Raw genomic sequence first — 25341 nt, 5'->3', positions numbered from 1 at the left:
TATTTTACATGTGATTTGGCGTTAATTCACCAATTCACTTTGGTTTCTGAACACTAATTGATCATCGAAAGCATCCAAGAGAACTATACTGTCCGAAGTTATTTTTCCAGACAACAATTCTTTGGAAAGGTTGTTCAAGACCTCTTTCTGAATCAATCTTTTTACGGGTCGCGCTCCATATTGAGGGTCGAATCCTTTTGCAGCCAAGTAAGCAATGGCCTCTTGTGTGGCATCGAGAGTAATATTTTGCTTGGCCAACATTTTCTTTAAGTTTTCCAGTTGCAATCCCACAATGTCCTTGATATCCGATTTGCTCAATGGGGCAAACATGATGATGTCATCAATACGGTTCAGGAATTCAGGTCTTATGGTCTTACGAAGCAATCCCAGAACTTCGACCCTTGCTGCTTCTGAGGCACTCTCTACATCTACGGCATCCTCGAACTTCTCTTGAATGATATGGCTTCCCATATTACTCGTCATAATAATGATGGAGTTCTTGAAATCAGCCACACGACCTTTGTTATCGGTCAATCTACCTTCATCCAATACTTGTAACAGGATATTAAAGGTGTCTGGGTGTGCTTTTTCAATCTCGTCCAACAAGATTACTGAATAGGGTTTCCTTCTTACGGCTTCCGTAAGTTGTCCACCTTCATCGTACCCTACATATCCTGGAGGTGCACCTACCAATCGGCTTACGGAGTGACGTTCTTGGTACTCGCTCATATCTATCCTGGTGATGGCATTTTCATCGTCGAACAGATAGGCCGCCAAAGTTTTGGCCAGCTCTGTTTTACCTACACCGGTTGTACCGAGGAACAGGAAGGATCCAATGGGCTTTTTGGCGTCTTGTAATCCAGCTCTACTTCTACGTATGGCATCGGATACCGCGATAATGGCTTCATCCTGACCAACTACACGTTTGTGCAGTACATCTTCCAGTTTCAACAGTTTTTCCCGTTCGCTCTGCATCATTTTGTTTACTGGAATACCTGTCCACTTGGCAACTACTTCGGCAATATCCTCATAGGTTACTTCCTCTTTTATGAGTGTACCTGCGGTTTGTTGCTCGGCCAACTCGTCTTGGAGTTTCTCCAGTCTTTCCTGGGCTTCTTTAATTTTCCCATAACGCAGTTCGGCCACCTTGCCATAATCACCGTTTCGCTCGGCGCGTTCAGCCTCTACTTTAAAGTTTTCAATATCCTCTTTTGTTTTTTGGATATTGTCCACCACGGTTTTCTCACTTTCCCATTTGGCAAAAATCTCATTACGCTCCTCCTTAAGGTTGGCGAGCTCCAAATTCAATGTTTTTAATTTGGCACTGTCGTTCTCCCTTTTGATGGCTTCCAGTTCAATCTCCAACTGCATTATTTTACGGTCGAGCACATCCAATTCCTCAGGTTTGGAGTTGATTTCCATTCTAAGTTTTGATGCAGCTTCGTCCATAAGGTCAATCGCTTTATCGGGCAAAAACCTATTGGTAATGTAGCGTTGTGATAGCTCTACCGCACCAATTACGGCTTCATCTTTGATTCTGACCTTGTGGTGCGCTTCATATTTTTCTTTTATACCCCTAAGTATGGAAATGGCACTCTCTGTATCCGGCTCATCAACCAAAACTTTTTGGAATCTACGTTCCAAAGCTTTATCCTTTTCAAAATACTTTTGGTATTCGTCCAAAGTGGTTGCACCGATGGCTCTTAATTCGCCACGTGCCAAGGCTGGTTTAAGGATGTTTGCAGCATCCATAGCGCCTTGTCCACCACCAGCTCCCACCAAAGTATGGATCTCATCAATAAACAGAACAATGTTCCCATCCGATGAGGTTACCTCTTTGATCACTGCTTTAAGACGCTCCTCGAACTCACCTTTATATTTTGCACCTGCAATAAGTGCACCCATATCTAGGGAGTAAATTACTTTATCCTTAAGGTTTTCGGGAACATCTCCTTGGATGATTCGGTGCGCCAAACCTTCGGCAATGGCTGTTTTACCCACACCGGGCTCACCAACCAACATGGGGTTGTTCTTGGTTCGTCTGGATAAGATCTGCAACACCCTGCGGATTTCTTCATCCCTACCGATTACTGGGTCCAATTTACCGCTATCGGCAAGTTGGTTCAGGTTGTTGGCATACTTGTCCAAGGAGTTGTAGGTTTCCTCTGCACTTTGAGAGGTGACCTTGCCACCTTTGCGTAGTTCCTGTATGGCTGCCTTTAAATCCTTCTCGGCCACACCCTGATCTTTTAAGATTTGTGCGATTTTACTCTTGGATTTGAAAATGGCCAATAACAAGTGCTCTACGGAAACGTATTCATCGCCCATATTTTTGGCAACAATACTTGCTTCGTTGACGGTTTTTCCAGCTTCTCTGGACAACATTATTTCCCCGCCCGAAACTTTCGAAAAGCTTTGGAGTTCCTTGTCCAATATTTGGTTGATAAGATTGGTGTTGACATTCAGTTTTTTTAATATAAATGGCAGCACGTTTTCATCGACCTCGGCAATGGCCTTGAACAAGTGTTCGTTCTCGATTTGTTGATGCCCAAATTCTTGGGCCAATTGCTGGGCCCTTTGAATGGCTTCCTGTGATTTTATTGTAAAATTATTAAAGTTCATAGTCGTTGTTTTTCTCTACTATGTCAACAACCCTACCATTGCATAACTACAGTCAAAATGTCCGATAAAATCAGTAAAGACAAGACATTTAGTCAGTTGTAAGCTTTTTGTTCTCTCCCGACTTATCCTGTAAATTTGTTTTATGGGAATATTTGACAGCGTTTTCGGAAAGAAAGAGAAAACCAATACGGAAAAGAAAGAACTGCCATGGATTCAATTGGAATCTTTGGATCAATTGGAAGCAATAGTTGAGAACTCGAACACCAGACCTCAGGTGATTTACAAGCATTCCAGCACCTGCGGTATCAGCAGAATGGTTTTGAGCATGTTTACCGAGTCTTATGATATGGACTTGGATATAGACCTTTACTTTTTAACGATACAACAGCATAGGGATGTCTCCAATGGTATTGCGGAGAAATTTGAAGTTAGGCATGAATCTCCCCAGTTGTTGGTTGTTAAAAATGGAGCGGTAGTTTTTCATACTTCGCACGGTGCAATTTCGGATACCGATTTTACAAAGTATTTATAAAAGGAAGTATATGTCAGTTCGAGGGCAGTCGAGAACTTAAGATATCTCGACTGCCCTCGATGTGACACAATCTTTTAATTGAACTGATATTTTGAGACGATGCTCTTGAGTCGCAATTTAAGGTCTTCACCAGCGTCGTAGACCATTTGTTCGTTAGACGGAAATGGAACTTCCCTTGCATTTAGGTACAACATTAAATCGTCTTCCAAAGCTCTTTTATCACCTTGATAGTTGGCGAAAATATGTTCGAACAAGAATTCACTGGATAGGGGGTAGGAGTTGATTTCCTGTCCGCTTCTCAAATCCGTGAAACTGACCTTAGCACCAATTTGAGCAGTCTTGGTTTGTGTGAACTGGAACAGTTTACAGGTTACTGTCCTCATTTTATCCACTTTTATTTTATTGCCCAAACTATCTTTTACCACATTACCATCCCGATCCAATAGGTATTCCCAACCATCTTTGATTTGTCTTTCTTTAATCACCTGGGTTTCATTGATGCGTTCCGGGGACACGTTGATTTCCATAAAATCTAGGTTCATGGCGTAATCATATGTAACATTCTCAAGTGGATTGGTATGGTATTGCAACCAAAAGTTATCAATGCCAAAGGCATTAAAATCCAGTAGCTCGGACTCCAATCGCTCAGGAATTATTTGTTGGGTCTGGTTTGCAATATCTACTCTTACAAATTCCAAACCTTTATTGTAGGCCTCGTCCATTTTGGCAACAGTCTCCTTATACCCCGGATTGATTTCCTGTAAATATTTTAAATCCTCGTAGGCCGTCCTGTAATCCGTTTTGTATTTGGCAGACGCCAACAAGTTAGAGGCATTTTGGTACAAATGCTCAGAAAGGTCATCCTTGGTATTCAATATTTTGTTGTCGTAATTTACAAAGTTGAACTCGGCATTACGTCCTTCATCAGTGATATAGAGAGGCAATAATGGTCTGATTCGTTGTTGAATCTGTTTCAACTGCAGGTACTTGTTGTAGATGTTCTCCAGATTGGCTGGATTGCCATCATTTTGAAGAAATGAAATTTCTTGCTGTTCCCTCGCAGCATTTTTCGCAAATGCCTCTTCCAGTAAAAGGATGTATTCTTGATGTCCTTTTTTGGTCTTGTTTTCAGCCAAGTTTTTAATGGCCTTGTTCATTGCTGTTCCGTAATTGCCCGTGTTTAGGGCTTCTTGCGTTTTTTTCACCCCGCCACATGCGGCAAGAACTAAAACTGTTGTTAAGAGTATAAGTTTTTTCATATGGAACGATTTTATTGGTTGTGATATGGAATTCAATAGCTGTGCCAAAAATCCTCACCATATAAACGAAAAAGGATGTTCGGTAGTATATTTTATTTAAAAAGCCTTGTAAATAATGGGCGGAACATAAATTTTGATTTTCACAGAATTGTTAATTTCTGTTTGATAAAATATAGCCGGCATCACATTTTTTTACTTATAAATCCCCAGTCAATTCGTAATTTTACGCCCTTAATTAAACAATGGGCAACATGCAACGAGACCACAAGATTTTTGAACTGATAGCGCAAGAAAAGGAAAGACAGCTAGAAGGTATTGAACTAATTGCTTCAGAGAACTTTGTAAGTCCTCAAGTTATGGAGGCAGCTGGTTCCGTACTTACGAACAAATATGCAGAGGGATATCCCGGAAAACGTTATTATGGTGGTTGCGAAGTGGTGGACCAAGTGGAGCAATTGGCCATAGATCGTGCAAAGGAATTGTTTGGGGCGGCTTATGCTAATGTTCAGCCACATTCCGGCTCACAGGCCAATGCATCGGTTTATCATGCTTGCCTAAACGCTGGAGATACCATTTTGGGTTTTGATTTGTCCCACGGAGGGCATTTGACCCATGGTTCGCCTGTAAATTTCTCTGGTAAATTGTACAATCCAGTCTTTTATGGTGTAGATGAGGAGACTGGAATGTTAAACTATGACAAGATTCAAGAAATAGCCGATAAGGAAAAACCTAAATTGATCATAGCGGGTGCCTCGGCATATTCCAGGGATATGGATTTTGAGCGTTTCCGTGAAATCGCAGATAGTGTAGGTGCTATTTTGTTGGCGGATATTTCCCATCCTGCTGGTTTGATCGCCAAAGGTATTTTGAACGACCCAATACCACATTGCCATATTGTTACTACTACGACCCACAAAACACTACGTGGCCCTCGAGGTGGTCTTATTTTAATGGGAGAAAATTTTGATAATCCTTTTGGTATAAAACTTAAGAACGGAAACTTGAGGAAAATGTCGGGTCTATTGGATTTGGCGGTATTCCCAGGAAACCAAGGAGGACCTTTGGAGCACATTATCGCTGCCAAGGCCATTGCCTTTGGCGAAGCTCTTACCGATGATTACTTGCACTACATGGTTCAAGTAAAGAAAAACGCAGCAGCCATGGCCAAAGCCTTTATGGATAAGGATTACAAAGTGATTTCTGGAGGAACCGATAACCACATGATGTTGATCGACCTAAGAAACAAGGATATATCCGGTAAAGAAGCGGAACAGGTATTGGTAAAAGCGGATATTACCGCCAACAAGAATATGGTACCATTTGATGATAAATCTCCATTTATTACTTCGGGAATCCGTTTTGGTACTTCTGCCATTACCACAAGAGGTCTAAAAGAAGCTGATATGGAAACCATTGTTGGCTTTATCGACGAGATCATCACAGATGCTGAAAACGAGAAGAAAGTTGCTGAAATAAAACAAAAGGTCAACGATTTGATGAAATCGCGACCTTTGTTCAGTGCTTAGTATTTGCTAGTGGAATATTGTTATTCGAAGAGAAAAATGCTCTCCTCGTAAAATCTCTTTTTATCCAACGAATAGATTAGGGCTTCGTGTTCTTGACTACTGTCAAAATAGAGGCCCCAGTATTCGTAATAACTTGTTTCTGCGCAGGATTTTTCCTGGTTGTCAAGCACTTCCTTGTCTTCAAAAATAGGGACAAAAATCTCATAGGGCATCTCTGTCAGCCCTTTGGTAAAGTAGACGAAATGCTTGCTTATTGTGGAAATAATTTCTCCGATATGCTCGGGAATACTGTTGGCATACAGTCTACTTATCACTATGGATGTGTCCGTAAAATGCAAGGAAGTTTCCAATATATCGGCAGGGTAGGTACTTTTTTCATTGAGCGTTTTAAGGGCTCTGCTCATAGTGGTCGACATGTTGATACTACTTTCTTGGGAAATACTGTAACTGCCCCAATCTCCATTGTTGAAATGGCGTAAACAATCAGAAATACTAAAATTAAAATGTAGTTCAACAATCAAATCCAGCTTGTTGTGCACAACATCTTGTTTGCAACTGAGTTTTGCTGTTGCAAAGAAGTACCTTTCCAGGTTTTTGATAAATTCATCCAATCCTTCAGTGCCTTCAAATATTTTGGGTCCAGATTGGTTGTTGTTACCGTTGTAATTGTAGGAGAACGACATGTTGATAGAATTCTAATTTTCTTTCAACATAAAGTTAGGATGAATCTTTTGCACGCGATTAAAGATTATCCTTAAAAATTCTGGGGGTTTTCCCTTGTTTGTAGGATTTTTAGTTAGTTTTAGTTTTTAATAATTGACAAAGTGTTCCAAGTTGTCAATGTTATTCTAAAACTGCTTAAATAAAACCTCTGTTTTTTGCTGCCAAAATCAGGGCTAGATCGTTTTCATTTTCTGTTCCGAACAAGGTTTTTAAATGTCGTTTTCTGTTTTCAATGGAGGAGGGGGAAAGCCTTATATACTTCTCCAAATCCTTGTTTTTTGTCCCTTTGGATAGATGATAAAGTATCTGCTTGTCCTTTTCGTCTATTTCTATATCGTTAGCCATTTTCTTTCTTATGGCTCCTAATGCCTTGGATGAGTAATAAGGTGGGTCGAGCATAATGGTTTTTACCGCATCTTCCAGAGTTTTTGGATCAATATCGGTCTTTACCAAATAACCATCTGGATCCACTGATTTTAGGATACTGTTTATCCTGAAATTATCGCTAAAAGAGGACATGAAAACGATTTTGGTATCCGGTACAATTTTGCGGGCCAATATGCCCAAATCTTCGCCCGTGTATGGCTGATCTTCGTTGGGGGCGAACAATTGTACATCCAAGAATAAAATATCGTACTGAAAGGTGTTCACGGAATCCTCAATCAATTTTTTTCCGGAATGGTAGGATGTTGCCGTGTCCACTATAATATTATAACCATCGAACTGGATGCCTTCGAGTATGAATTTGTACCCGAGCATCGTCATTTCATGATCGTCTATGGCTAATATTCTCAGAGTTTTCATTGTAGGTTCTATTACTGTATTTGTGTTTTGGGGGCTATACATTTATAAAATCAATTTCTTTAGAGGGTTGGACATCCACATATTTTACTGGAATCGTCAATTTAATGGTGGTCCCTTGCCCTAGTTTACTGTCTATATCCAATTCACCTTTTATTTTTTTGGCTCTTGATATTATGTTTCTTAAACCGATTCCTTTCTTTTTCCGATTGATGTCAAAACCGACTCCATCATCGGAAATGGTAAGCTTTAATTTATCTTCTACCGATCGGAACGAAATGCTAACATTCTTGCTTTTCGCATGTTTGACGCAGTTTTTCAACGATTCTTGAATAATCCTGTAGGCATTGATTTTAATGTCGCCCAACAGGTTGTCCCATGGCACCTTGTGGTCGTAGGTGAAGGAACATGACATACCTGAGGATTTTTCAATATCGTGTATCATGCTTTCCAGCGACACAATAAAATTATGAAATTTTTCGTACGAAGCGTGGTTTAATTCATGTGAAATCGTACGTATTTCCTCTTCCACCTCTTGTAATTTTTCTATTAGGGCTGCCCGTTGCTGAATACTAGCGGGGTCCTCACGTTCGTTCAATCCGCTTAAAATGAGTCGTATACCGAGCATTTCCCCCAAAATACCATCGTGCAGTTCTTCGGAAATACGTTTTTGTTCCAATTGCTTGCCCTCTTCCAGTTTTCCCTGTTGAGCCAGCATTAAATTATAGATTTCCTGATTGCTCTCCTGCTGTTGCTGTTTAAATTTTAATTGGTTGTTGCTTACGTAAAGGGAAACAATCACCATAAATGTCATACCAAAAATGATTAGCAGTAGGGCAGTACCCACCCAAACTTGCTTTTCCTTGGAAAGGATTTGGTTTTCTTCGATAATATCATCGGTTTCCATGCGAATACGAGCGAATTTGTCCCGTTTGGTACGCTCTTCCTCGCTTATGGTCTCATCCAAAAGATAGTATTCTTCCGCATACGCCGAAGCATTGGCCGTGTCTAGTTTGGTCAATAGCTTCAGTGCTTCTAGAGATCTATCATTATTGTAGGTCTCCCGTGAAATTGCAAAGGCCAACTTTGCTTGTTCGATTGCTTTTGGTGTTTCGCCTTTTTCAGCAAGTAGTTCTGCATTGAAATTATGAAGTCTGGCCCTATCATATAAATCTCCATTTAATGAATTGCGCTCAAAAGCTTGCTTTAAGAGTTCTTCGGCACGAGAGATATCTTTATTTGCTTTAAACAAGGAATATGCGAGGCTGCCCAAGGCTTTTTCATAGGTACTAGGTGGGTCGACCACTGTACTCATGCTCAATAGAAGTTGGTCATATAGTTTAATAGCTTCATCATAATTGCCCTCGTTCATATTGTTGCTCGCAATATTATTTTGAATTTTCCATAGTAAAATGTCTTTATCTGGCCTATCCGTTTTGTTTAAATATTCGATGGCTTTATTATAAAAATCGATAGATTTTTTACTATCTCCCATTCCATTGGCCAATACCCCTAACATATTATACACATTGAACAATCTGTAATTATCTTCCAGTTCATCAAATATTTCAACGGCAGCCGTAGCATTGATTTCTCCCCCCAGATAATCCTTATAAGAATCTTGCACCCTTGACATATTGTAAAACATACGTGCTTTTAGCGATTTGGAGGTGGAATCGACAGGAAGTTTATCAAACTGGTTAAAAGCACTACGGTAATGATAGAATGCACTATCCATGACCCCATGCGATTGTAAAAAACTACCTAAGTCCCAATGCGCATACCCAGAAATCCTATTCGCCGCAACTTCTTCTGATAAGACTTGAAGTTGCCTATTAGACCTTCTGAAGTTTAGTGAATCCTTAATATTTTTGTAGGCCAAAGAAATTTTAGAGAGTTCTTCTAGCCTTAAAGTGTCTTTGGGCAAGGCCAAAGCTTTTTCTTCTGCCTCTTTTAAATAAGCTTTTCTGTCTTCAGATGATAATTCTTTTGCTTTTTTGGCAATTGTTAATAATTCTTGTATGGAATCGAGTTCAGGATTACTATCGACAGTCTCTTTTTGTTGATGTTGTGAACATCCCCAAAAAATAAGTAGGAAGATTAAAAAGGTTGTGTTTTTCAAACTAAAAGGCTTCGTTTAATAATCCAAGGTAACAAAAAAGCCCCAAAACATAATATGCTTGGGGCTTAGTTCTATTTTGAACAACTACTATAACTGGCGGTTGTCCTCGTTGCTTCGTTGTAATCGTAAGATATTGTTTTTTGAAATACCTATTCGAACATCACTCATCAACGTTTTCTTTTTATATGTATCACCAATATCTTTTTTATCCAATGTTATAGATTTATCTTCTAAGAAAAATAACATTATAAGCAAGATAGATAGAGTAATAGAATAGCGAAATAAATTGGTTGTGGTTAATACAGCAATCATTGTTAATTATTCGTTGTCACCTCGATCATCAGGATTAATCTCGTCGTCATCGGTAGCGTTTTGATCAATAGTAAGTTGCTCGAACATGGCTTCTGTATCTTGAACGTCAGTTTCAGTTTCGCAAGAGTAGAATCCTACAGTCAATAATGCCATGGCTAAAATGCTAAGTACTTTTTTCATAATAATAGGTTTTTCGTGTAAGTATTAAGTTTATGCTGCTAAAGTATGTGGCATTTAGAGCAAGGGAGGTACTTTTGGAAAGGGCGTAGTATTCCTAGACAATCTGCTAGAATTCTTCGATAATCTGCAAGAATTTTGCTAATTAAGGGCTTTTGTGGCCGTTTTGGAGAGCATTTGCTTTAACTGGTCTACCTTATCTTTATAGGTTTTGGAGAAGGGGAGGTCTTCCTCTTTACCGTGGTTGAGACTGCAAATGGATTTGCCATAGTTGATACGTGACACATACCTACTGTTTATAATATAACTCTGGTGGACCCGAATAAAATCCTTGGGCAATTTTTCCTCAAAAGATTTCAAAGTTTTGAAGGCGCTGATAACACTTCCATCTTTCATAAAGAAATCTGTTGTGTTATTGTCGGACTTTAAATAAAGTATATTATTGGTGTCCAAATACCTGTAATCTTTATATGATTTAAGGCAGATGGTGGAAGGGGTATCTTGTTTTGGGTGAAGTTTTCTTAAACGTAAAATGGTCTTACGGATATCGAACTCGTTGTGGGGCAATATCCAATAATCAAAAAATCCACTTTTAATTGCATTGTAGGCGTACTTCTTTGTCTTCGCATAACCTACTATAAGTGGTAGGGTCTGCATGTATTGGTTAAGTTCGGTAACCATTTGAAAATAGTCCATACCGTCTTCTCCCAGATTAATAAGTACGAGGTCCGGGTTGTATTTTAATATGGAATTCAATCCGGCTGAAGCGTTCGTATCTACCTCGGCACACACCAAATCATCATACTCTTCCAAATAAAGCTGCAATTGAAGCTTCGAAGAGGCATCCGAGTCAATTATGTTGTAGGTGTATTCCATGTGCAATTTGCTGATTGCAAGTTACTAACGCACAAAAAAAACTCATTACAGTTTTCCCTTAAAAAAACTATGGGTTTCTCCCTAAATCGGGCTATTTTCCTACACTTTTCCATAAAAAATCGTTAAAATCGGATTAACTGTAATTAGCACACCGATTTTTAGTTCGATTTTTTGGAGCTGAATTTTGGAAAATTTGAAGGGTAAAAAGGGGTAAAGTTTGTGTTTAGCAGGTTCAACAAATAGGTTTAGTTCGTGTTTGGTTCACTACTATATTACAATTTGTTATGCCCGCTTCAAAATTTTAAAGGTCGGATTATAGGGTTTTTGAGCTTATTTCGATGAAATACAGCATTTTAGTTGCTGTTTTTGGAACTATTTAGTTCATAAAAAGAGTTTGCACCTCTTCTGGGACCCTTTTGGGACGAAATGTTTGGGCATCCAAAAGACACCATTCGGTAATACCCTTTACCAGTAATTCGTTGGTGTCTTTGTTTTTAATTTCCACCACACGGGTGGAGATAGGCCCCTTGTTGCTTTGGATAAAAGTGTTTATTAAAATCGTATTACCCAATATCGCCGATTTGTGGTATGTGATATTATGATTTCTAACTACCCAGACCATGGATTCTTGTATCTTATCCGTGGTAACATGGGTCCAATGTTTTTTGGAAATATCCTGTATCCACTCTACATACCTAATATTATTTACATGGTTCAGTTCATCCAGGTCCGAGGGGATTACATCAAAAGTCTCCGAGTAAATTTTCATTATTGTTTTTTACTGATTTTGACTTCGAATAATTTATTCCAGTTTTTACCAGTGATAAAAAAGGTCTCTCTTTCTGGATGAAAAGCTACCCCGTTCAATACCGAGTTGCCCTCGTCCCATTCAGGACCTTTTGTTATTTTGCTTTTGAGTCCACCAAAATTAATGACACCTTCAATGGCTCCAGAAGTGGCATCAATGATCATCATGCTTTCCTTTTGATAAACATTGGCATAAATCTTACCATTCACATATTCCAGTTCGTTGGCCTTGTTAAATATGGATTTGTTGGTCACCGTTTCTATATAAGCTTGTTCCTCCAAGGTTTCCGGGTCCAGAATCCATATTTTCTCGGTGCCATCGCTTTTGTATATTTTTTGGCCATCGTTGCACAACCCCCATCCTTCACGACTTTTACCATAGGTAAAGTTTTTAATTTTTTCGAGATTGGATATATCGTAAACATACCCCATTCCGCTCTGCCATGTCAGTTGATATAGTTTATCTTTCATAATGGTAATGCCCTCCCCAAATACGGATGCATCCATTTCAATTTTTTGAATCACCTCACCGGTCTCAAAATTTACTTTACGAACAGTGGAAGCACCTTTCTTGCCTGTGCTCTCGTATAAGGTGCCGTTATGGAACTCCAAACCTTGTGTGTATGCCCCGGTATCATGCGGATAGCTGTTTACAATTTCATAGGTGTATACCTCGGGTGCTTTGGCAGAAAGTAATCTAAAGTCCTTTTCAACTTCAACCGTCTGCTCTTCAATTTTAAATTTGGCGATCAAGGTCTTGTTGCCCAACGTGGGTAAGTTCAAGGTTAATTTGCCATTTTCAACGGGCATCTCTTCCCCATCAATATAATAGTGCAGGTCCGATATTTGGACATCCTTTTTGTTCTTTAAGGCCACACCAAGTTGTTGATTTTGTTGTATTGCTTTGTTTTCCAATTGAATGGAAAAATTTTTGGCAGGGTCGCTATTATCGCCACAGGCCAAAAAGAAGAGCAATGCCCCTGTTATGGTAAAAAGTTTGCCCATTGTTCTTATTGCTTGTATCATAAATTGTTAATCGTAAAACACCGAAATTAAGAATGAATTGGGATTGCCACAAATTTAAAAGGTCGTATATTTGCACTCGGCAAGTCCTACACGACCAGCTCCTGCAGAATCCCCCAGGGCGGGAACGCAGCAAGGGTATGTGGTCGTAGCGGTGCGATGTAGGTAGCTTGCCTTTTTTTGTACCCAAAAATCAGATGATCATGGATAAAAAAGTTGTACTGATCACCGGTGGTTCTTCAGGTATTGGTAAATCTATTGGAACGTACTTAACGCAAAAAGGATTTACTGTTTATGGTACTACCCGCAATCCAAATAATTACCCCGATTTTAAGGAATTTGAACTTGTACAGTTGGATGTAAAGGATGTGAACAGCATTGAAAATGCCGTTTCCCATGTAATTTCCAAGGAAAACAGGTTAGATGTATTGATCAACAATGCGGGTGTGGGAATCACGGGTCCTATCGAGGAAACACCGCACGAGGAAATCCTTCATGTGTTCGATACCAATTTCCACGGACCTGTGCACGTAATGAAGGCCGTGCTGCCACAAATGCGCAAGCAGGGTGGGGGAGCCATTATTAATATAACATCCATAGCTGGTTATATGGGATTGCCCTATCGCGGGTTCTATTCCGCTACAAAGGGTGCGTTAGGGCTCATTACGGAGGCCTTACGGATGGAAACCAAAGATTTTGGTGTTACCATTACCAATGTGGCACCAGGGGATTTTGCAACCAATATAGCATCGGGCAGGTATCATTCTCCAGTTATTGAGGGGTCTGCCTATCAAGAAAAATATTCACAAACACTAAAGGCTATCAATGATGATGTAGATAGTGGGGGAGATCCAATTCAAGTGGCTGAGGCTGTGTTTAAAATCATCAATCAAAAGAATCCCAACGTACACAACCCTGTGGGGGCATTTATGCAAAAGTTCTCATTGAAGCTAAAGAATGTGTTGCCGGACAAAGTCTATGAAAAATTACTGCTCAACCATTATAAGTTGTAATTTTACAAGTATTAGTGAACAAATTATAAATACTTAGAAATGAAGTTTTTTATTGATACTGCCAACCTTGATCAAATTAAGGAAGCCCAAGAACTTGGTGTTTTGGATGGAGTTACCACCAACCCTTCCCTAATGGCGAAAGAGGGAATTACGGGAAAGGATAATATTTTAAAGCATTATGTGGATATCTGTAACATTGTAGATGGCGATGTTTCCGCTGAAGTAGTGGCTACAGAGTTTAGCGAAATGGTGAAGGAAGGCGAGGAGCTGGCCGAATTGCACGAACAAATCGTTGTTAAGGTCCCCATGATCAAAGACGGTGTAAAAGCATTGAAATATTTTTCCGATAATGGTATACGTACCAATTGCACCTTGGTGTTTTCTCCAGGGCAAGCATTATTGGCCGCAAAAGCAGGAGCTACGTATGTTTCTCCTTTTTTGGGCAGGTTGGACGATATTTCTACGGATGGACTTAATCTAATCGCGGAAATCCGTTTGATATATGACAATTATGATTTTGACACCCAGATATTGGCAGCTTCCATAAGACACACGATGCACGTAATTGATTGTGCAAAACTTGGTGCCGATGTTATGACCGGTCCTCTTTCTTCTATTGATGGATTGTTGAAGCACCCATTAACAGATATTGGTTTGGCCAAATTCTTGGAAGATTATAAAAAGGGAAATTCCTAATAAAGATTCTGGATAAAACTTTGAGAGCCCTGAATGAAAATTCGGGGCTTCTTTTTTTATAAGGATGTGTAAAGGTTGGCAAAACCGTCTACCACAACGGTGTCCTTGGCAATGATGCACTTATTGAGCCCGTCGATAATCATGGCCATTTGCAGTTCTTTAAAGTTCTCCCCAAAGAATTGCTTGTTCTTGTCCAATTTATACTCATCCATAAGTTCTTTCCACTGAGTAAAATTGGTCCTGAGGTTTATACCAATAAAGTTGTAATGTGGGTATTTTTCTTCGAGTGAGGTAATGTGCTGGTTAACATTTCTAAAGTGTCTTTTTTGGTCTGCCGTCCAAAAATAAAACACGGTATTTTTCTTGTTGTTTGCCAAATCCTTTAAGGAAACCTCGTTGTTTTCAAAATTTCTCACCCCAATATTTGGTATGGTAGTGTTTGGCTGCAAGTTTTTGATTCCGTTGTAAAGCAGGTCTATTTCCTCCTGGTGTTCCTGATTTGTGGAAAGGGTTTTAAACTTTTCAATGAATACAGTAGCTTCTTCGCTGGGCGTGTGCTCCCTGAGCAAATAGTCCATAGCCACGTTTCGGAACAAAATATCCCTGAGCTTTGTTTGTTTTACAATGCTGTCGACCAGTGTAAGCTTGTGTTTGTTGAAATGCAAACGATCACTAACAGGTTGTTTGTCGGTGGAACAATTTTCAAGGCATGTCATGTAGGACATGTTGCCAAAATGCCATTTCATAAAATCAAAGTAAGGCCTAAAAAAGGTTAGGTCCTTATTATTGAGATCTATGTTTTTTCGGTATCCATAAAACTCTTCCCCAAGTTCGTGTATAGTTTCTTCACCGGTTTCTTTTTTATGGTAGAAAGGATATTTTTCTTTATTAATGTATGAATTATAATCAATGGAAGCCTGAGCCATGGCAAGAGCCTTTGGCTTAAACTGATTATCTATGTTCAGTTCTTTTAAAAGAGCTACTTTTTCTTCGTGAAGAGAATCGATTTTCTTGCTAAAATTCTCTGGGGTGAGATTGTAATATTCCTTTATCAACGATTCCTCTTTTTCATTGGTCAAGAAAATCTCTATCAAAAAGTTGTTGATTTCGCTTCCTTTTCCAGAGTAAACCAGTGATTCGTCGAACTCAACAGTGTTCAAACGTGCCAAAAGGCTGTCACCTTTGGAAAGGTAAACATATTGTAACTCGGGAGAATGATCAAAATGATAAAGCCCATCATCTATCCCATTCAAATTAAATGCAAAGTGATTGCTGTCGTCCAATTTAACAGAATCCACATAGGAATCGTTGTGGTAAAGCACCACATACTCACTTGTAGGGTTAACAATTTCCCCACCGAAATAAACTGCCGTACTGTCTTCTGGAGTACCAGAGCACGAAACAATGAGTGAAGTTAAGGTGAGGCTGAGTAAAAATCTTACCATATATAGGGAACGATTCATTTGACTATCAAAAATAAGCAACCCTTAAAGCTAAACTTGTTAATGGCTAGTTAAATGTTGTTAAACGGTGTTTTTCTATCGTTTAAATATGCGCATTTAAATTAGAATTACGAATCCTATTTAGCTACTTTTGCAAAAAAATAAAGATAGTTGCATGTTATCAGTATCTAATTTATCCGTACAGTTTGGCAAAAGAGTTTTGTTCGATGAGGTTAACGTAACCTTTGCGGAAGGGAACTGTTACGGTATTATCGGCGCCAATGGTGCTGGTAAATCTACCTTTTTGAAAATTTTATCCGGACAGATAGACGCCACATCGGGCCATGTGCACTTGGAACCCGGAAAAAGGATGTCCATTTTGGAACAGAACCACAATGCCTACGATGAATATCCTGTTTTGGAGACCGTGGTGATGGGGAACAAACCTTTGTTCGAAATCAAAAAGGAAATCGATGCCCTGTATGCGGATTATACTGATGAAAATGCAGAAAAAATAGGGGAGCTCCAGGTGAAGTTCGAAGAAATGAATGGTTGGAACGCCGATAGCGATGCAGCGGCTATGCTTTCCAACCTTGGTATTTCAGAAGACCTACACTATACCAACATGGCAGATTTGGATTCAAAACTAAAGGTTCGTGTGCTTTTGGCACAGGCCCTTTTCGGTAATCCAGATGTGCTGATCATGGATGAGCCTACCAACGACTTGGATTACGAAACCATTAATTGGTTGGAAAACTTCTTGGCCAACTACGATAATACCGTAATCGTTGTGTCTCACGATAGGCACTTTTTGGATGCTGTTTGTACCACTATTGCGGATATTGATTTTGGTAAGATCAATTTGTTCTCAGGAAACTATACGTTTTGGTACGAGAGTAGTCAATTGGCAGCGAGACAGAGAGCACAGCAGAATAAAAAGGCGGAGGAAAAAGCCAAAGAACTTCAAGAATTCATCCAACGTTTCAGCGCCAACGTTGCAAAAAGTAAACAAGCTACTTCACGTAAAAAAATGTTGGATAAGCTTAAGGTCGAAGATATTAAGCCTTCCAGCAGAAGATATCCCGCCATCATATTTGATCGAGAGCGCGAAGCCGGGGACCAAATTTTGAACGTGGAGAAATTAACGGCTACATCGGAAGATGGCGATTTATTGTTCAAAGATGTGAACATTAACTTGGCCAAAGGAGATAAAGTAGCCATTTTATCCAAAGACTCTCGAGCTACCACGGCATTCTACGATATAATTGCCGATAAGATAAAACCCGAAAGCGGTAAGTATCAATGGGGGGTAACTACTACCCAATCTTATTTGCCCGCGGATAATTCGGATTTCTTCAAGGATGATGTCAACCTTGTGGATTGGCTTCGTCAATGGGCAAAGACCGAAGAGGAAAGAGAAGAGGTTTACATTAGAGGTTTCTTGGGCAAAATGCTATTTAGTGGAGAAGAGGCACTTAAAAAATGTACGGTTCTTTCCGGAGGTGAAAAAGTACGTTGTATGTTGAGCCGTATGATGATGCTTCGTGCCAACGTGCTGCTTTTGGACGAGCCTACAAACCACCTAGACCTAGAAAGCATTACAGCTTTCAACAATTCGTTAAAAAACTTTAAAGGAACTATTCTACTTACCACCCACGATCACGAATTCGTGAACACGGTAGCCAATAGGATCATTGAGTTGACCCCGAACGGAGCTATTGACCGTTATTTGACCTTTGACGATTATATGTCTGACAAGTCAATTAAAGAGCAGCGGGAAAAAATGTATTCCGTTACGGCCTAGGCATTAAAATACTTGCTTTTCCAAATAGCTGGGTTAAAGTTTTTACCCAAAGCAAATCCGTAGAAAATAACTATGGATGCTATGCATTTGAACATAAAGAAGTAAATGATCCAGAATTCGGCCGTAGTACTTTTTTTGGAAAAGAGGCCTTCCGGAACCATTAAGGTGACCAAGTAACTGATCATAAGAACTACAAGGACCAGATTGGCTATGTTTTTGAATGGCCAAGCGAACAACTTTCTTAAGGGATGCAGGTCGTTGCCCCATTTATGGATCAGATAGTAGTAATCGTTCCCAATAGGTGCAAAGAGTAAAGGGTCATCTTTGTCTTCCAGTTTAAAAAGTTTGGAAGGAGCCATAATTTTAAATCCTTGGATCTCGATATTATGGGCCGCCTCTAAATGTTTGATTTTTGAAATAGCCCTTTGAGGGATTTCACCTTTAAAATAGGAGCTACTCAAAAAACGCAATCGGTAATCGATGCAAATTTCTTTGATCTGATCAATATGAAAGATTTTATCGGTTTCCAGAAGGTCAAAATCAAAATTATTGCCGTGAGAATTGTTTTTTGATTTCAGTTGCTCGGAAATCTTATCCTCTTTTATTGAATCTTCTGTCAAAATCTGACGGACTTCCATCAAAATTTGATCACTATTAGCTTTCTTATTTCTTGCTTTTTGAAGTTTGTGCTCAATATTTGTTCCTTTCAAAATCATGCTATTTTTTAGTAATACACTCAAATTTAATGATTTGAATTTTCGTTTATGACTTTTGTCATAAAAACGATATGTTAAGGTTATGTTAAATGAAAATAGCGATAAGAAAAACAGCCTGTATGTCATTAAAAAAGATGTATCTTATCGAAGTTTTTGGTAGTTAATCGTATAACCATACTAAAAAGCATAAGCCCTATAAATTTGACCGACCACATGAATACCCCCGCAGCCAAATTCTTGCTTTGTCTTTCTTTTATTTTTTCAGTTGGTTTAACCGCACAGAACAATACAACAAGTGCATTGTCCTACGCCAGTAAATTGGATAACCATAAAATACTTTTAAGTGCCGTAAACGCTACGGAACTGGGTACTTTGCTTCAAAAATCTGGACCTTTCACCATATTTGCACCTTCCGATGCGGCTTTTGAAAAGTTCTCGAATAATAAGATTACCGAATTGATGAATGCAGAGGACAAAAGAGAATTGAAGACCTTGCTTTCTTATCATATCGTTGCAGGACACTTGACAGCTTCTCGCATGCTCCGTGCAATTGGTAATGGCAATGGTAAAGCAAGCTTCACCACCATCCAAGGTAAAAAACTGACTGTGCATTTAGATGGTTACGATATTGTACTAACCGATCCTGTTGGAAACACAGCAAGAATCACCACGGCCGACCTTAATTTGGAAAATGAAGGTGTGGTTCACGAAATAGACAGCGTTATTTTACCGGCCCAAATGTAATTAGCGAAGTTCGGCTCCTAGTTCCTTTTGATATTCAGACAATAGCTTACCCATTATTTTATCGATTTGCTTGTCCGTCAATGTTTTCTTTTCATCCATTAACGTAAAGCTTACCGCGTAGGACTTTTTGCCTTCAGGTAGATTATCTCCGGTATACACATCAAAAAGGTTCACTTTTTTAAGTAATTTCTTTTCGGTGTTCCAAGCAATGTCATATACTTTTTGGAAAGATACAGAATCATCCAAAAGCAAGGCGAAATCGCGGGTTACTTCCGGGAATTTCGGAATTTCCTTGAAGGCTACATTTTGCGTACTTATGCATTCCAAGATGGCATCCCAGTTTAAATCTGCATAAAACACCTCCTGTTTAATGTCTACTTGTTTTAGGGCAGACTTGCTCACAAGGCCAAGGGAAACTAGCACAGTATTGTCCTTTGTATAAGAAATGCCTTCAGCAAAATTTGAATCTGACAAAGGCGCCGTATTGATGTCTCTTAGCCCCAAACGCTCAAAAACATTGTCAACAATACCCTTTAAATAGAAAAATTCAGTTTTCTTGGAGGCTACCGCCCAACTGTTTTGCTTTCGGTCTCCAGAAATAAATAGAGCTAAATGTTGCTTTTCCTGATATTGACCATCCACTTTGTGGTAGGTCTTACCAAATTCAAAAAGCTTTAGGTCTGTTTTTTGCCTGTTGTGGTTGTAGCTTACGGTTTGTAAACCGGAATTAAGCATGGAAGTCCTAAGAACAGAAAGATCTGAGCTCAGCGGGTTCAACATTTGTACGGAACTATCGGCATCTGGTGTAACGTCCGAAGAGACCAAACTGTTGGTCATGATTTCAAAAAAACCTTTGGAAGCAAGCATAGTGCCCACTATATCTTGAATCCTATAATTTTCGAAACGAGAAGTTTTGGCAATGGATGCATTTAGCTTTTCCTTGAAATCGATATTGTTATATCCGAAAACCCGTAAAATTTCCTCGATCACATCAACTTCCCTGGTAACATCTACTCTGTAGGTGGGAATGGTTAAACCAAGTCCGGATTCGGTCACGTTATTGATTCTTATTTCCAATGAGGAAAGAATAGACTTAATGGTATCTCTTGGAATCTCTTGTCCAATCAACGAGTTGATTTTGTTGAAGGTCAAAAATACTTGGCTCTCCTGTGGTTTTTTCGGGAATAGATCGGCAATTTCCGAAGTGATGTAGCCACCGGCTATTTCCCTGATCAGCAAAGCTGCCCTTTTAAGGGCATATTTGGTCATATTAATATCAATGCCTCTCTCAAACCTAAAAGAAGCATCTGTGTTCAATCCATGTCTTTTAGCTGTTTTTCTTATGGAAACAGGGTCAAAGTAGGCACTCTCCAAAAATATGGAAGTAGTATGTTCGGTAACACCGGAATGAAGTCCACCAAAAACACCAGCAATACACATGGGCTTTTCAGCATCACAAATCATAAGGTCGTCCTCATGTAGTTCCCGTTCTACTTCATCCAAAGTGACAAATTTGGTGCCGGCGGGCAAAGTTTTAACCTCTACTTTATTGCCCTTTATTTTGGAGGCATCGAAAGCATGTAGTGGTTGCCCCAATTCGTGGAGTACGTAGTTGGTAACGTCTACCACATTGTTGATCGGAGCCAAACCAATGGCTTTCAATCTATTTTTTAACCAATCCGGTGAATCTTGAACCACAAGATTACTTATGGTAACTCCGCAATATCTCGGTGCAAGGTCACTTTCCTTAACCTCCACATCAATCTTTAGTGAGCGATTGTCAATGGAAAAATTACTTACGGACGGGGTTACAAGTTCCTTCTGTATTTCTTTTTGCTCCAATCCGGCCTTAAGATCGCGTGCAACACCAAAATGGCTCATGGCATCCGCTCGGTTAGGGGTAAGCCCTATTTCGAATACTTCGTCATCTTCAATATCGAATACTTTGGAGCATGGAGTTCCGGGAACCAACTCCTCATTAAGGACCATAATCCCATCATGACTTTCTCCTAGACCGATTTCGTCCTCGGCACAAATCATACCTTGGCTCACTTCGCCCCGGATTTTCCCTTTTTTGATTACCCAAGCCTCACCTTCTTTGGTATAAAGCGTGGTTCCTACAGTCGCCACCGGAACTTTTTGCCCAGCTGCAACGTTCGGGGCTCCGCAAACAATCTGAACGGGAGCTTCCTGTCCAATATCAACTGTAGTTAATTTTAGTCTATCGGCGTTTGGGTGTTTATCACAAGTAAGTACATGGCCCACAACGATACCTTTTAAACCACCCTTAACTGATTCAAATTGTGAGATACCCTCAACTTCCAGACCCAAATCTGTTAAAAGTTCGCCTGTTTTTTGAGCGTTCCAATCAATTTGTAAAAATTGCTTCAACCAGTTATAAGAAATCTTCATACCCCGTTTTTAGAGGGCACAAATATATAACAATAGGGGAACAGATTCAACGATAATAGTAACCATAAAACGGAGGTAGTGGTAAGTTTTAAAATGTATTTCCTACATTTAGGTAAAATCTTTCATTATATGAACAAGATAGCGATGGCAATATTGGGCCTTTGTGTCTGCTTGGCCTCTTGCAAGAATGAAGAAAAAACGCAATTGATGACCGGTGATTGGCTGGCTCAAATAGAAGTGTCCGAGTCACAGAAATTACCTTTCGAGTTTACACTTTCTCAAGATGCCGAAGGAGGGTATGTTATGAAGGCTTACAATGGTGAAGAAGTGGTCGTAATAGACGAATTCACTTTTGATGGAGATTCCATCAATATAAGAATGCCCATATTCGAAGGTCATATTTCAGGAACCTATACGGCAAATGAAATCAATGGGGAGTTTATTGAAGAAAGTAAGGAAAGGCGGGTGCCTTTTAGGGCAACCCATGGTAAACAAGATAGGTTTAAAGTTGAAAGTGATGCAACCGTAAACCTTTCTGGTATTTGGGAGACTTATTTTAATGTAAATACAGAAAACGAATATCCTGCAAAAGGAATTTTTATGCAGGATGGGAATAAGGTAAAAGGAACTTTCAGGACCAAAACAGGCGATTATAGATATTTGGATGGAGTTGTTACGGGCGACAGCATGAAACTATCCGCTTTTGATGGTTCCCATGTGTTTTTATTCTTGGCCAAAGTGACCGATAGCACTCTTGATGGTAAATTTTACTCTGGTAAACACACTGTTCAAGAATTTATGGCAGCAAGGAACGAGGCATTTGAACTGCCCGATTCGAATGAACTAACCTATTTGCGAGAAGGCTATGATAAGTTTGATTTTACTTTCCCCAATCCTGAGGGCGAAATGGTAAACTTGGAAGATCCTATGTTTCAAGGTAAGCCAGTATTGGTTCAGATTATGGGAACCTGGTGTACCAATTGCTTGGATGAGACACGGTTTTACGTAGATTTTATTAAAAATAATCCTGATTTGGACCTTCAATTTGTGGGGCTGGCGTTTGAATATGCCAAAACCGAAGAGAAGGCCTTTGAGGGGATCAATAGGTTAAAGGAGCGAGAAGAAGTGCCTTACCCCATACTATTGGCACAATACGGCACTTCCAACAAGCAGAAGGCCAACGAAAAACTCCCGATGTTAAATCACATTCTTTCGTACCCTACGACCATTTATATAGATAGGGAAGGGGAGGTGAAAAAAATTCACACCGGTTTTAATGGACCTGCTACAGGTGAAAAGTTTATCGAATTCAAAAAAGAATTTAATGCTACTATTGAGGAATTGACCTCAACAGAAGAAACTGTAGATAAGGCTGTAGAGAGCTAGTTTTTAAATAATAGTGGATTTCCCCAGGTCGATGTTTTCCCCGTTCATTAAAAAATCATCTTCGATGTCCACGATGTTATGGGCAATAAAATCACCAACTTGATTGGTCCCGTATTGGCTGTTTGCTTTTAAATCTGGAGTAACAATTCCTTTCTTCAATGATTTGTCCACAGCTTTTTTTACGGCCCAAGCTTCTTCCATAAGCCCAAAATGCTCCAATAACATGGCGGCGGACAGTATGGATGCAATGGGGTTTGCAATATCTTTGCCCTTGGCTTGCGGGTAGGACCCATGAATTGGCTCGAACAAAGCATTCTCTTCGCCTACCGAAGCAGACGCCAATAATCCAATGGAACCACCGATTACACTGCCTTCATCAGAAATTATATCGCCGAACATGTTTTCCGTTAGGATAACATCAAACTGTTTTGGGTTCAATATGATTTGCATGGCCGCATTGTCCACGAACATAAAGTCCAAAGTAATTTCAGGATAGCTTTCTCCGATTTTGGCAACTACTTTTCTCCAAAGCCTGGAAGATTCAAGCACATTGGCCTTATCTATAAGGGTAAGCTTCTTTTTTCGTCCTTTGGCCGCTTTAAAGGCAAGGTGCGCAATTCGGCTTATTTCTTCTTCGGTATATTCACAAAGGTCCGAAGCTTTGGTGCCTTCTTCGTTTAGTTTTTTCTCTCCAAAATAGATTCCACCCGTTAATTCCCTATAAATAACAAAGTCGGTTCCATTGACCACCTTCTTTTTTAAAGGAGATTTGTCCAATAGCGTAGGATGGGATAGAATGGGTCTAATATTGGCAAAAAGGCCAAGTTCCTTTCGTAATTGCAATAAACCTTGTTCCGGTCTTACTTTTGCCTCTGGGTCGTTGTCGTATTTTGGGTCACCAATGGCTCCAAAAAGCACAGCATCTGACTCCTTGCACAATTTTAAAGTGGCATCGGGCAAGGGTTTACCTTTTTTATCAATTGCGATGGCACCTACAGGGGCTTCCTTAAAAATAAAATGCTGATTAAAGGTTTCTTCTACGGCCTCTAAGCATTTAACCGCCTGGGCCAATACTTCGGGACCGATTCCATCTCCAGGAAGCAATGCAATTTTTAGTGACATACAGTAACCTGTGTTTAGGCCATATTTTTTATTCCGATGTTGCTGGTTTCCACAATCTCGTGAATATCCTCATCTAGAATTTCCTTTTTAACATCGGCATACTTCAAAAAGTTTTGGTAAACCACATCCAATTGAAGTTTGGTAAGCTCGTACCCAACATTTTTGGCTCGATAAGCCAATGCTGCACGGCCGCTTCGAGCTGTGAGTACAATGGATGATTCACTTACACCAACATCTTTAGGGTCAATGATTTCGTAAGTTTCCCGTTGTTTTATAACCCCATCTTGATGGATTCCTGAGCTGTGTGCAAATGCATTGGAACCTACAATGGCTTTATTGGGTTGCACTGGCATTCCCATTTTTTGGGAAACCATGGTGCTTGTATCCCAAAGTAATTTACTGTTGATATCCGTATCTAGGTTCAAGTAAGGATGCTGTCTCATAATCATCACAACTTCCTCCAAAGAAGTGTTACCAGCACGCTCCCCAATACCATTAATGGTACATTCGATTTGCCTAGCCCCGTTAACTACCCCGGCAATGGAGTTAGCAGTGGCCAATCCTAAGTCGTTATGGCAGTGGCAAGAAAGGATGGCTTTCTCAATGCCTTTTACGTTCTCTTTTAAGTATTTCATTTTTGCGCCATATTCTTCAGGGAGGCAATATCCGGTAGTGTCCGGTATATTTAGAACAGTGGCTCCTGCTTTTATGGCAGCCTCACAGATTCGGGCCAAGAATTCATTATCGGTTCGGCCAGCGTCCTCTGCATAGAACTCTACGTCCTCAACAAAAGTTTTAGCGTAGGCCACAGCATCTACGGCACGTTCAATAATTTTATCTTGAGTAGAGTTGAATTTATACTTTATGTGTGATTCGGAAGTTCCGATTCCAGTGTGTATTCTTGGTCTTTTGGCATCTTTTATGGCTTCGGCAGCCACTTCAATGTCCTTTTTAACTGCGCGGGTCAGTCCGCAGACCCTTGCATTTTTGACCAACTTTGCAATTTCGTTCACCGATTTGAAATCACCTGGGCTAGATATGGGGAACCCTGCCTCGATCACATCAACTCCAAGTTCATCCAATCGCTCGGCGATAATCAATTTTTGTTCAGTATCCAGTTTGCAACCTGGTACTTGTTCTCCATCTCTCAGTGTTGTGTCAAAAATTTCTACCTTATCTTTACCCATTATTTCAACCTGTTTTTTCTATGACTTACGAAAATAGGG

Annotated in this window: 21 protein-coding genes and 1 other RNA gene; 8 read left to right on the top strand and 14 right to left on the bottom strand. The window is 39.8% G+C overall.

All coding sequences use genetic code 11. From position 1 onward, the window contains the following. Nucleotides 1-21: 21 nt before the first annotated feature. The gene (gene clpB, locus PY091_RS01925) at nucleotides 22-2622 is read right to left on the bottom strand and encodes an ATP-dependent chaperone ClpB (protein WP_275648067.1); all 2601 of its coding nucleotides are present in this window, start codon (nucleotides 2620-2622) and stop codon (nucleotides 22-24) included. Between the two features lie 142 nt (nucleotides 2623-2764). On the opposite strand from clpB, the gene ytxJ reads away from it, so the two are divergent. Further along, nucleotides 2765-3154, top strand: a complete 390-nt coding sequence (gene ytxJ, locus PY091_RS01920) for a bacillithiol system redox-active protein YtxJ (RefSeq protein ID WP_275648066.1) — start codon at nucleotides 2765-2767, stop codon at nucleotides 3152-3154. Between the two features lie 74 nt (nucleotides 3155-3228). On the opposite strand, the gene PY091_RS01915 is transcribed toward ytxJ, so the two are convergent. After that, nucleotides 3229-4413 carry a hypothetical protein gene (locus tag PY091_RS01915; protein ID WP_275648065.1) on the bottom strand — a complete coding sequence of 395 codons (1185 nt, stop codon included), beginning with the start codon at nucleotides 4411-4413 and terminating at the stop codon, nucleotides 3229-3231. Between the two features lie 251 nt (nucleotides 4414-4664). On the opposite strand from PY091_RS01915, the gene glyA reads away from it, so the two are divergent. Next, nucleotides 4665-5939, top strand: a complete 1275-nt coding sequence (gene glyA, locus PY091_RS01910) for a serine hydroxymethyltransferase (RefSeq protein WP_275648064.1) — start codon at nucleotides 4665-4667, stop codon at nucleotides 5937-5939. 20 nt (nucleotides 5940-5959) lie between these two features. On the opposite strand, the gene PY091_RS01905 is transcribed toward glyA, so the two are convergent. The 7 genes from PY091_RS01905 to PY091_RS01875 form a co-directional block, all read right to left on the bottom strand. Further along, nucleotides 5960-6622, bottom strand: a complete 663-nt coding sequence (locus PY091_RS01905) for a hypothetical protein (RefSeq protein ID WP_275648063.1) — start codon at nucleotides 6620-6622, stop codon at nucleotides 5960-5962. A gap of 175 nt (nucleotides 6623-6797) precedes the next feature. Continuing rightward, nucleotides 6798-7466 carry a response regulator transcription factor gene (locus PY091_RS01900; RefSeq protein WP_275648062.1) on the bottom strand — a complete coding sequence of 223 codons (669 nt, stop codon included), beginning with the start codon at nucleotides 7464-7466 and terminating at the stop codon, nucleotides 6798-6800. Between the two features lie 34 nt (nucleotides 7467-7500). Next, on the bottom strand, nucleotides 7501-9585 hold the full coding sequence (locus PY091_RS01895; RefSeq protein ID WP_275648061.1) for a tetratricopeptide repeat-containing sensor histidine kinase: 2085 nt from the start codon (nucleotides 9583-9585) through the stop codon (nucleotides 7501-7503). Between the two features lie 318 nt (nucleotides 9586-9903). Then, on the bottom strand, nucleotides 9904-10077 hold the full coding sequence (locus PY091_RS01890; RefSeq protein WP_275648060.1) for a hypothetical protein: 174 nt from the start codon (nucleotides 10075-10077) through the stop codon (nucleotides 9904-9906). A 138-nt stretch (nucleotides 10078-10215) separates the two neighbouring features. Beyond that, on the bottom strand, nucleotides 10216-10950 hold the full coding sequence (locus PY091_RS01885) for a LytR/AlgR family response regulator transcription factor (protein WP_275648059.1): 735 nt from the start codon (nucleotides 10948-10950) through the stop codon (nucleotides 10216-10218). A 376-nt stretch (nucleotides 10951-11326) separates the two neighbouring features. After that, entirely contained in the window at nucleotides 11327-11719 is a 393-nt protein-coding gene (locus PY091_RS01880) for an acyl-CoA thioesterase (RefSeq protein ID WP_275648058.1), read from the bottom strand. Further along, nucleotides 11719-12762, bottom strand: a complete 1044-nt coding sequence (locus PY091_RS01875) for a glutaminyl-peptide cyclotransferase (protein ID WP_275648057.1) — start codon at nucleotides 12760-12762, stop codon at nucleotides 11719-11721. Before PY091_RS01875 ends, PY091_RS01880 begins: the two co-directional genes overlap by 1 nt. Before the next feature lie 98 nt (nucleotides 12763-12860). Here PY091_RS01875 and ffs point away from each other — a divergent pair. The 3 genes from ffs (at nucleotide 12861) to fsa (ending at nucleotide 14489) form a co-directional block, all read left to right on the top strand. After that, nucleotides 12861-12959, top strand: an RNA gene (gene ffs / locus PY091_RS01870) — signal recognition particle sRNA small type. Nucleotides 12960-12983: 24 nt separating this feature from the next. Beyond that, nucleotides 12984-13793: an SDR family oxidoreductase gene (locus tag PY091_RS01865; RefSeq protein ID WP_275648056.1), complete on the top strand. Its 810-nt coding sequence runs from the start codon at nucleotides 12984-12986 to the stop codon at nucleotides 13791-13793. A gap of 39 nt (nucleotides 13794-13832) precedes the next feature. Further along, complete coding sequence (gene fsa / locus PY091_RS01860; RefSeq protein WP_275648055.1) at nucleotides 13833-14489, top strand: fructose-6-phosphate aldolase; 657 nt, start codon at nucleotides 13833-13835, stop codon at nucleotides 14487-14489. 56 nt (nucleotides 14490-14545) lie between these two features. On the opposite strand, the gene PY091_RS01855 is transcribed toward fsa, so the two are convergent. After that, the gene (locus tag PY091_RS01855) at nucleotides 14546-15934 is read right to left on the bottom strand and encodes a TlpA family protein disulfide reductase (protein ID WP_275648054.1); all 1389 of its coding nucleotides are present in this window, start codon (nucleotides 15932-15934) and stop codon (nucleotides 14546-14548) included. Nucleotides 15935-16106: 172 nt separating this feature from the next. Here PY091_RS01855 and PY091_RS01850 point away from each other — a divergent pair, with 172 nt between their 5' ends. Beyond that, a complete protein-coding gene (locus PY091_RS01850; RefSeq protein ID WP_275648053.1) occupies nucleotides 16107-17735 on the top strand; it encodes an ABC-F family ATP-binding cassette domain-containing protein in 1629 nt (542 codons plus the stop codon). On the opposite strand, the gene PY091_RS01845 is transcribed toward PY091_RS01850, so the two are convergent. Continuing rightward, on the bottom strand, nucleotides 17732-18451 hold the full coding sequence (locus PY091_RS01845) for a hypothetical protein (protein WP_275648052.1): 720 nt from the start codon (nucleotides 18449-18451) through the stop codon (nucleotides 17732-17734). The two genes, PY091_RS01850 and PY091_RS01845, sit on opposite strands and share 4 nt — an antisense overlap. Before the next feature lie 213 nt (nucleotides 18452-18664). Between PY091_RS01845 and PY091_RS01840 the strand changes: the two genes are divergently transcribed. Then, on the top strand, nucleotides 18665-19195 hold the full coding sequence (locus PY091_RS01840; protein WP_275648051.1) for a fasciclin domain-containing protein: 531 nt from the start codon (nucleotides 18665-18667) through the stop codon (nucleotides 19193-19195). Here the strand turns inward: PY091_RS01840 and pheT are convergent, their stop codons facing one another. After that, complete coding sequence (gene pheT / locus PY091_RS01835) at nucleotides 19196-21607, bottom strand: phenylalanine--tRNA ligase subunit beta (RefSeq protein WP_275648050.1); 2412 nt, start codon at nucleotides 21605-21607, stop codon at nucleotides 19196-19198. It abuts the gene before it with no gap. 129 nt (nucleotides 21608-21736) lie between these two features. Here pheT and PY091_RS01830 point away from each other — a divergent pair, with 129 nt between their 5' ends. Then, nucleotides 21737-22993: a peroxiredoxin family protein gene (locus PY091_RS01830; RefSeq protein ID WP_275648049.1), complete on the top strand. Its 1257-nt coding sequence runs from the start codon at nucleotides 21737-21739 to the stop codon at nucleotides 22991-22993. A 3-nt stretch (nucleotides 22994-22996) separates the two neighbouring features. Here the strand turns inward: PY091_RS01830 and leuB are convergent, their stop codons facing one another. Both leuB and PY091_RS01820 read right to left on the bottom strand, forming a co-directional pair. After that, the gene (gene leuB, locus PY091_RS01825; protein ID WP_275648048.1) at nucleotides 22997-24115 is read right to left on the bottom strand and encodes a 3-isopropylmalate dehydrogenase; all 1119 of its coding nucleotides are present in this window, start codon (nucleotides 24113-24115) and stop codon (nucleotides 22997-22999) included. A gap of 14 nt (nucleotides 24116-24129) precedes the next feature. After that, nucleotides 24130-25302, bottom strand: coding sequence for a 2-isopropylmalate synthase (locus PY091_RS01820; RefSeq protein ID WP_275648047.1), 1173 nt, complete (start codon nucleotides 25300-25302; stop codon nucleotides 24130-24132). Between the last annotated feature and the right edge of the window lie 39 nt (nucleotides 25303-25341).

The organism is Flagellimonas okinawensis (genome assembly GCF_029194005.1).
Lineage (GTDB): Bacteria > Bacteroidota > Bacteroidia > Flavobacteriales > Flavobacteriaceae > Flagellimonas > Flagellimonas okinawensis.
This window is presented reverse-complemented; position numbering and strand designations above follow the sequence as displayed.

Bases quoted from the DNA above. Each gene is read 5' to 3' on its own strand.
- PY091_RS01855 (WP_275648054.1), bottom strand. From the start codon at position 15,934: ATGGTAAGATTTTTACTCAGCCTCACCTTAACTTCACTCATTGTTTCG.
- fsa (WP_275648055.1), top strand. From the start codon at position 13,833: ATGAAGTTTTTTATTGATACTGCCAACCTTGATCAAATTAAGGAAGCC.
- PY091_RS01885 (WP_275648059.1), bottom strand. From the start codon at position 10,950: ATGGAATACACCTACAACATAATTGACTCGGATGCCTCTTCGAAGCTT.
- PY091_RS01890 (WP_275648060.1), bottom strand. From the start codon at position 10,077: ATGAAAAAAGTACTTAGCATTTTAGCCATGGCATTATTGACTGTAGGA.
- PY091_RS01830 (WP_275648049.1), top strand. From the start codon at position 21,737: ATGAACAAGATAGCGATGGCAATATTGGGCCTTTGTGTCTGCTTGGCC.
- PY091_RS01905 (WP_275648063.1), bottom strand. From the start codon at position 6,622: ATGTCGTTCTCCTACAATTACAACGGTAACAACAACCAATCTGGACCC.
- PY091_RS01900 (WP_275648062.1), bottom strand. From the start codon at position 7,466: ATGAAAACTCTGAGAATATTAGCCATAGACGATCATGAAATGACGATG.
- PY091_RS01915 (WP_275648065.1), bottom strand. From the start codon at position 4,413: ATGAAAAAACTTATACTCTTAACAACAGTTTTAGTTCTTGCCGCATGT.
- PY091_RS01875 (WP_275648057.1), bottom strand. From the start codon at position 12,762: ATGGGCAAACTTTTTACCATAACAGGGGCATTGCTCTTCTTTTTGGCC.
- leuB (WP_275648048.1), bottom strand. From the start codon at position 24,115: ATGTCACTAAAAATTGCATTGCTTCCTGGAGATGGAATCGGTCCCGAA.
- PY091_RS01840 (WP_275648051.1), top strand. From the start codon at position 18,665: ATGAATACCCCCGCAGCCAAATTCTTGCTTTGTCTTTCTTTTATTTTT.
- PY091_RS01865 (WP_275648056.1), top strand. From the start codon at position 12,984: ATGGATAAAAAAGTTGTACTGATCACCGGTGGTTCTTCAGGTATTGGT.
- clpB (WP_275648067.1), bottom strand. From the start codon at position 2,622: ATGAACTTTAATAATTTTACAATAAAATCACAGGAAGCCATTCAAAGG.
- PY091_RS01820 (WP_275648047.1), bottom strand. From the start codon at position 25,302: ATGGGTAAAGATAAGGTAGAAATTTTTGACACAACACTGAGAGATGGA.
- PY091_RS01880 (WP_275648058.1), bottom strand. From the start codon at position 11,719: ATGAAAATTTACTCGGAGACTTTTGATGTAATCCCCTCGGACCTGGAT.
- ytxJ (WP_275648066.1), top strand. From the start codon at position 2,765: ATGGGAATATTTGACAGCGTTTTCGGAAAGAAAGAGAAAACCAATACG.
- PY091_RS01850 (WP_275648053.1), top strand. From the start codon at position 16,107: ATGTTATCAGTATCTAATTTATCCGTACAGTTTGGCAAAAGAGTTTTG.
- pheT (WP_275648050.1), bottom strand. From the start codon at position 21,607: ATGAAGATTTCTTATAACTGGTTGAAGCAATTTTTACAAATTGATTGG.
- PY091_RS01845 (WP_275648052.1), bottom strand. From the start codon at position 18,451: ATGATTTTGAAAGGAACAAATATTGAGCACAAACTTCAAAAAGCAAGA.
- glyA (WP_275648064.1), top strand. From the start codon at position 4,665: ATGCAACGAGACCACAAGATTTTTGAACTGATAGCGCAAGAAAAGGAA.